Genomic DNA, 7,403 nt, shown 5'->3' with positions numbered 1-7,403 from the left:
GGCACTATGCCTGTCGTCTCCGGCTCTTTTTTGCTGCCTGATTATATAATTTTCGTTGTCCAGCCCTCAATATTCCACACGCTGTCCACCCAATCCTCATAAAAATCCGGTTCATGGGAAACCAGCAGAATAGTTCCCTTGTATTCCTTCAAGGCGCGTTTCAGCTCCGCTTTGGCATCCACATCAAGATGATTGGTCGGCTCGTCCAGCACCAGAAGATTCACCGGCTTCTGCATGATTTTGCACAGGCGCACCTTTGCCGCCTCGCCGCCGGACAGCACCATCATCTTGCTGGTGATATGCTCATTGGTCAGGCCGCAGGCCGCCAGTGCCGCCCTTACCTCAAACTCCGTCATGCCGGGGTACTCCTGCCATATTTCTTCAATGGCCGTGTTGTCATTGCCGCGGTTGGATTCCTGCTCAAAATACCCCGGCGAAACAAATTCTCCCAGCTCGATGCTGCCGGCAATCGGCTTAATCTGCCCCAGCAGGGTTTTCAGCAGGGTGGTCTTGCCCAGTCCGTTTACACCCCGCAGGGCCACCTTTTTGCCGCGCTCCAGCTGCAGGTCCACCGGATTGGTCAGCGGCGTGTCATAGCCCAGAATCAGCCTCTTTGCCTCTATCACGAAACGGCTCGGCGTGCGGTCCAGCTGGAAGCTGAAATGAGGCTTCGGCTTCTCCGTCCGCTTCTCCAAAAGCTCCATCTTGTCCAGCCGCTTCTGGCGTGAATTTGCCATGCCGCGGGTGGCCACCCTGGCCTTGTTCCGCTGAATGAAATCCTTTTCCTTGGCAATCTCCGCCTGCTGCCGCTCGTAGGCGGCCTCCTCCTGACGGCGCTTGACCGCATACATCTCCTGAAACTTCTCATAGCTGCCGGTATAGCGCGTCAGGGTAGCGTTTTCCACATGATAAATCACGTTGGTAACGGCATTGAGGAACGGCACATCATGAGATACGAGGATGAAGGCATTCTCATAATTCTGCAGATAAGTTTTCAGCCACTCAATATGCTCCGCATCAAGGAAATTGGTCGGCTCATCCAGAATGAGAATATCCGGGCTCTGCAGCAGCAGCTTGGTGAGCAATACCTTGGTGCGCTGTCCCCCTGACAGGGCATCAACCGGCTTGTCCAGACCAATATCGCGCAGTCCCAGTCCGCTGGCTACTTCCTCAATCCTGCTGTCCAGCGTATAGAAGCTGTGGGCTTCCAGAATGTCCTGAATATCCCCCACATCTGCCATCATCCTGTCTATTTCCTCCGGGGAAGCCTCGCCCATCCTGTCATAGCACTCCAGCATCTCCTTTTCCAGCTTGTACATCTCGTCAAAGGCGGTCTTAAGCACGTCGCGGATAGTCATGCCAGGCTTGAGAACCGCGTGCTGATCCAGATAGCCGGTGGTCACACGCTTCGCCCATTCCACCTTGCCCTCGTCCGGGGTCATCTGCCCCGTTATAATGGAAAGAAACGTGGATTTTCCTTCGCCATTGGCTCCAATCAGGGCGATATGCTCCCCCTTCAACAGCCTGAAGGATGCATCCTCAAAAATAGTCCGGCCGCCAAAGCCATGCGATACATGCTCTACGTTTAAAATACTCAAAACTTCACGCTCCTGTCAGCAACAAAAAGCAGGTACCGGAAATCATAAGCACCGGCACCTGCCTCCTTAATATCATGCGTTTACGCTTCCTTCAGCCCCATGACTGCATTCTGCAAATCTCTCAGCACCTTCGGATTCGGGGTGTTCATAATCTTCTGCATTGGCAGGCAGATTTCCACCTTGCAATCCTTCAGGCCTTCCTCCACCTGACCGATGCTCTGGCCGCCCCAGCCATAGGAGCCAAAGGCAAAGCCCTTCAAGCCCTTCGGCGCAAGCCCCTTCATGTAGCACAGGAAACCTGCCACGCTCGGCATCATGTTGTTGTTGAGGGTCGGGGAGCCCACAGCGATATATTTGGCATCCAGCAGCTCCGTCATCACGTCGGAAATGTGGTCGGTGCGCAAATCGAACAGCACCGGCTTTACACCGATATGATAGAAGGCATCTGCCACATTCTTCGCCATAATCTCCGTAGTATGCCACATGGTATCAAATACCACCACGGCCTTGTCGGACTTTTTGAAACTGCTCCAGTCCCTGTAGCCCTGAATGATGTCCTCAATATTGGTACGCCAGGACACGCCATGACCGGTGAGAATCATGCTGATTTTCAGCCCGGCAAGGGCATCAACAGCCTTCTGTGCCTGCATGCCATAAGGCATGAGGATATTGGCATAATACTTCTTGGCCTGATGCATAACCTCGGTGAAATCCACCTCGTCAGCAAAACGCTCGGTGGTGGCCAGATGCTGACCAAAGCCGTCGTTAGAGAAGAGAATCTCCTCCTCCGGGCAGTAGGTCACCATGCTGTCAGGCCAGTGCAGCATAGGAGTAGGTACGAAGGAGAGGGTACGCTTGCCGATGGACAGGGTATCCCCTGCCTTGACGGACACATAGTCCTTCTCTCCGTAACGGCCGGTCAGACCCTTGAGCCCGTTGGGATCGCTGGTGACAATCCTGGCATTCGGGCACTGCTGGGACATAAAAGGAATACCGCCGGAATGGTCAGGCTCCACATGATTGGAAACAATATAATCAATCTTGGCCGGGTCCACAATATTGCGGATGCGCCCCAGCATCTCCATGCAGAACGGAGCCTTCACCGTATCAATCAGCGTAATCTTCTCATCCATAATGAGATATGCATTATATGTAGAACCGCGCTCCGTGCTGTAGCCGTGGAAGCTGCGCATGGAATAATCCATAGAGCCGACCCAGTAAATATCTTTCTTAACTTCTACAGGTAACATGAATCTTAAACCACCTTTCAAACACGATACATTAGACAAATTTCCTACATAATAGTTATATAGAAAAACATTTCCCATGTCAAGAGCTATTTGATGCAGGAGATTTCCCATCAGTTATATACCGTATTTTCGCCTGAACCGGCCCAGCCAGGCGGCCGGTGGGTTGTTCTCAAAGAACATAAAAATAATTGGTATGACAATTAACGTAAAGATTGTCGAGGTAATCAGGCCGCCGATGATAACCCACGCCATGCTGACACGGGTTTCCGCTCCCTCCGTAATGGCAAGGGCGGTCGGCAGCATGCCCACAATCATGGTAATCGTAGTCATGAAAATCGGCTTGAGGCGCACCTTGCCCGCTTCAATGATGGCATTCCAGGCGGAATAGCCCCGCTCCTGCAGGGTCATGGTATAATCCAGCAGCAGGGTGCCGTTCTTTGCCACCACGCCATCCATCACCAGAATACCGATCATGGAGTACAGATTCAGCGTGTTGCCCGTAAAGAGCAGGAACAAAAGGGAGCCAATCAGCCCCAGCGGCAGGGAAAACATGCGGATGAACGGCGTCAGCACCGACTCGTACAGCACCGCCAGCAGCATGTAGATAAGCACCATCGCCATCAGAAGGGCCATCAGCAGCTGTTCGTAGGTATCATTCATGTTGGTGGCCTGTCCCTTGAACTTGTAGCTGATGCCCTCGTCCAGATCCATGGCCTTTAAATCCTTATCCACCTCGCTGACAACCTCGCTTAAGGGCCTTGCCCCGATGTTGGCGCTGATGGAAATAGACCTCTGCTTGTCCACACGGCGGATGGCCACAGGGCCGGTGCCGTACCTGATGTCAGCCACATCCCCCAGGAACACGGTCCTGTCACCGGCTGACACAGGGATAGCGGAAATATCCGACACCTTGTAGCCATCGGCTCCCTTGAAACGCACCTTGATGTCGGTGTCCTGATTTTCATTCAGGGGATCGTTTGCCAGAGTGCCTGCACTGCGGCCGGAAATAACCGCGCTCATGCCCCCCTCGATATCACCGAGGGAAACACCCAGCGCCCGGATTTTTTCCCTGTCTACCGTCATCTGCAGCTCCGGCAGGCCTTCCGTATAGGTACTGCTCACATCGGAAAGGCCATTGCCCTTCTCCTTCAGCATCTCCATGATGCGGTTGGAGGTGTCCACCAGCTTCTCATTGTCACTGCCCCGAAGCTCAATGCGCAGGGCACCGCCATTGTTAGGGCCTCCGCCGCCGGACACACCTGCCACGGAGGTCTGGCTCTCTACGACGCGGATGCTGGCGCCGGCAAAGTCATTCTGCTTGGTAAATTTCCGCAGCTCATCCGTAACTTCCCAGATGCTGCGGCTGCGGTCACTGCGGTTCACCAGCTGCACCTTGATGCGACCCTCGTAGGCATTACTGCCGCCGCCACGGGTGAGGTAATACTTGACCTCCGGCATGTCGTCCAGCTTGTCCTCCAGCACCTTCAGCACCTTGTCCGTTTCCTCCACGGTGCGGCTCACCGGCAGCTCCACTATTATCTGAAAGCTGCCCTCATCGGAACGGGGCATGTACTCCGTGCCGATGACGCCGGAAGGCACCAGCATGATTACGCCGATAAAAAGCCCCAGCCCGGACAGCAGCACCGCCTTCTGATGGTGGAAGCTCTTTCTGAGCAGCCGCTCATAATGCACCACCGCCCAGCGCTCCACATTGTCCATAAAATCCCACAGCTTATGCTTCGGCACCTTCCAGCCCTTCTTGAAAAGCTGGGATGCCAGCATCGGCGTCAGGGTAAAGGACACAAACAGGGAAAACATGCCGGCAAAGACAATCGTCAGGCCGAACTGGCGGAAAAACTGCCCCGTCATGCCTGACATGAAGGCAATCGGCAGAAAAGTCACCGCATCGCACAGGGTAATGGCTATCGCCGCCATGCCGATTTCATTTCGTCCCTTCTCAGCGGCCACATCCGGCTTTTCTCCCATCTGCAGATGCCGGACGATATTTTCCAGCACCACGATGGAGTCATCCACCAGAATACCGATACACAAGGTCATACCCATCAGGGACATCATGTTGAAGGTAAAGCCTGCCGCGTACATAACGAAAAAAGTAGCTATCAGCGAGGTAGGTATGGAAACCATAACCGCCGCCGTGGAACGCCAGCCCCTGAGAAACAGGAACAGCACCAGTCCCGTGGTGCAGAGGCCCTCCACCAGCGTGCCCAGGGTATTGTGCAGGGATGTGTTGACATAATCCGCATCGTCGCTGACAATCGTAAAGGTATACTCCGGATTTTCATTTTGCAGCTCTGCCAGCTTTTCCCGGATATTTTCCGAGGTTTCCACCACATTGGCATCACTGTTCTTGTAAATCTCCATGTTGACTGCCGCCCTGCCGTTGACGCGGGCAACCCGGACAGCCCTGGCATCCTGATGCTTCACCTCGGCCACCGCCGTCAGCGGCACTGACTGCTTGTCACCATTCTGCACGAAGAGCTTCTCAATCTCCGAGGCCTGCCTGTACTGGGCAATCATCCTCACATCGGAGCGTTCCGTATCCGTGTAAATCGTGCCTGATGGCAGCAGCTGGTTCTCGCTCTTGATGGCATTGACAATATCGCTCATGGTTAGGTTGTAGGCGGCCATCCTGCCCCGGTCCACCTCTACCGCCACTTCCTTGTCAATGCCGCCCCGCACCTCAATCTGGGACACGCCGCCAGCCTGCTGGATGCTGTCCGCAAACTGGTTATCCACCTTGGCATACAGCCCCGACAGGGACATGTCCGCCGTCACGGCAATCTCCATCACCGGCTGGTCGTTGGCATCGCGCTTGATAACCACCGGATCATCCGCCTCGTCAGGCAGCTGATAGCGGATGCTTTCCACCTTCTTGGTGGCGTCGATAGCCGCCTGGTCAGCGTCAGCATCAAACTCCAGCTCCAGCCCCACGTTGCCCATCTCATAACGGGCAGTGGAGCTCATCTGCTTCACGTTGGAAAGAGAAGACAGGGCATCCTCTATGGGCTTGATGACCTGCTGCTCGATGGACTCCGCATTGGCACCAGGATAACGTACCGATACCGTTACATAAGGCGTGTTCAGGGCCGGTAAAAGCTCCACTCCGATACGGTAGAAGCTGAACAGTCCCAGCACCACGAAAAACAGCACAATCATGGAAATGCCGATAGGGCGCTTAATTGAAAATCTTGTGAGGTTCATCGCTGCTCAGCCCCCTCGGCGCCATCCTCCTGCTTGGCGGCAGGGCTGTCCGGCAGGCTGTCCATATTTTTCACCCTGACAGCCATGTCATTCTGCAGCCTGTCCTGACCGGAGGTTACCACCAGTTCCCCTTCTGAAAGCCCATCCACAATCTCTGCCTCCGCATCATTCATCAGGCCGATAGCCACCTGCTTTTCCTGCACGGTTCCAGTATTTTCATCATAGACATACACGGAGGTACGGCCATTTTTCGTCAGGATTGCTTCCTTCGGCACAAACAGGGTGTCCTTCTTCTGCAAAATATCTATGGCAGAGCGGGCAAACAGGCCTGACTTGATTTCTGACCTGTCCGCCTCCAGCGAAATGCGCACCATAAAGGTCTTGCTGTCATCCCCCATAGCAGGGCTGACAAAAACCAGCTTGCCCGGGCATGTCCTGCCCAGGGCATCAATGGTCACATTCACATCCATGCCCGGCTCCAGCACGGCCGCATCATTTTCCGACAGGCTGCAGTCCACATAAATATGGCTGTTGTCAACCAGCGTCAGCACCTTGGAGCCTGCGGTAATATAGCCGCCCACCTCGGCATTTCTGTAGCTGATTACGCCATCACGGGGAGCGCGGATAAACATGTCGCTGCGCTGCTTTTCCAGAGCCTTGACATTGTACCTGCTCTTGACAGCCGCCAGCTCCTTGGAGCGGACGCTGGCAGGGGTACTGCCGCCCTCCGACTGGTTGGCCAGCGATTCATAGGCAGCCTTGGCCGTCACATACTGGTCCCTGGCCGAATCCAGCGCATCCTGGGAAATGGCCCCCGATGGAGTACAGGTACTGCTGCCGGTCGTAGTGCTGCTTCTGAATATCGTATGCCGCCTCTGCCTTGAGATAGTCGGCGTAGTAGCCTGCCTGGGTGGTAACTGCGTCAGCGCCTGCCGCCTCTGCCTCCGCCCTGGCCTGCCCGATGGCGATATCCAGGTCACCGGTGTCCTGCACCAGCAATATCTGTCCCTCTGTTACCTTGTCACCCAGCTGCACGTTCACAGCCGTCACCCTGCCGGCGTACTTCGGCGACAGGGTAATGGCCGCATCCGACACAGTCTGCCCGGTCAGGGAAATGTGCTTGGACAAATCCCCCCGCTGCAGCCTGTATACCTCCACCTGGGTCAGCTCCTGCTTCTTCGGCCCGCTGACCTGCTGCTCGGATACCCGGTAAGCAACCATAAAAATAATCAACAGCAGGCAAATAACGCCTGCTGTCGCCATCTTTTTATTACGTAAATTGTTTAGCTGATGTCGCATAAATCATCTTCCTCAATGTCCTGCGGCACAATAA

General features: G+C 54.9%; 5 protein-coding genes. All 5 read right to left on the bottom strand.

Translation table 11 applies throughout. From position 1 onward, the window contains the following. Positions 1-41: 41 nt before the first annotated feature. The gene (locus tag ACI3UA_RS02940) at positions 42-1,598 is read right to left on the bottom strand and encodes an ABC-F family ATP-binding cassette domain-containing protein (RefSeq protein WP_439723335.1); all 1,557 of its coding nucleotides are present in this window, start codon (positions 1,596-1,598) and stop codon (positions 42-44) included. Positions 1,599-1,678: 80 nt separating this feature from the next. After that, positions 1,679-2,848: an FprA family A-type flavoprotein gene (locus ACI3UA_RS02935; RefSeq protein ID WP_439723334.1), complete on the bottom strand. Its 1,170-nt coding sequence runs from the start codon at positions 2,846-2,848 to the stop codon at positions 1,679-1,681. A gap of 114 nt (positions 2,849-2,962) precedes the next feature. Then, positions 2,963-6,070: an efflux RND transporter permease subunit gene (locus ACI3UA_RS02930; RefSeq protein WP_439723333.1), complete on the bottom strand. Its 3,108-nt coding sequence runs from the start codon at positions 6,068-6,070 to the stop codon at positions 2,963-2,965. Beyond that, the gene (locus ACI3UA_RS02925) at positions 6,067-6,840 is read right to left on the bottom strand and encodes an efflux RND transporter periplasmic adaptor subunit (protein ID WP_439723332.1); all 774 of its coding nucleotides are present in this window, start codon (positions 6,838-6,840) and stop codon (positions 6,067-6,069) included. The genes ACI3UA_RS02930 and ACI3UA_RS02925 overlap by 4 nt, the downstream gene beginning before the upstream one ends. Continuing rightward, positions 6,818-7,369 (bottom strand): hypothetical protein, encoded by a 552-nt coding sequence (locus ACI3UA_RS02920; protein WP_439723331.1) that lies wholly within the window; start codon positions 7,367-7,369, stop codon positions 6,818-6,820. Before ACI3UA_RS02920 ends, ACI3UA_RS02925 begins: the two co-directional genes overlap by 23 nt. Between the last annotated feature and the right edge of the window lie 34 nt (positions 7,370-7,403).

Origin of the sequence: Anaerovibrio sp., from assembly GCF_051866355.1 — a bacterium.
In the GTDB taxonomy this organism is placed as follows: domain Bacteria; phylum Bacillota; class Negativicutes; order Selenomonadales; family Selenomonadaceae; genus Anaerovibrio.
This window is presented reverse-complemented; position numbering and strand designations above follow the sequence as displayed.

What these genes read in the sequence shown, in the direction of transcription:
- ACI3UA_RS02935 (WP_439723334.1), bottom strand. Translation starts at nt 2,848, where the DNA reads ATGTTACCTGTAGAAGTTAAGAAAGATATTTACTGGGTCGGCTCTATG.
- ACI3UA_RS02930 (WP_439723333.1), bottom strand. Translation starts at nt 6,070, where the DNA reads ATGAACCTCACAAGATTTTCAATTAAGCGCCCTATCGGCATTTCCATG.
- ACI3UA_RS02920 (WP_439723331.1), bottom strand. Translation starts at nt 7,369, where the DNA reads ATGCGACATCAGCTAAACAATTTACGTAATAAAAAGATGGCGACAGCA.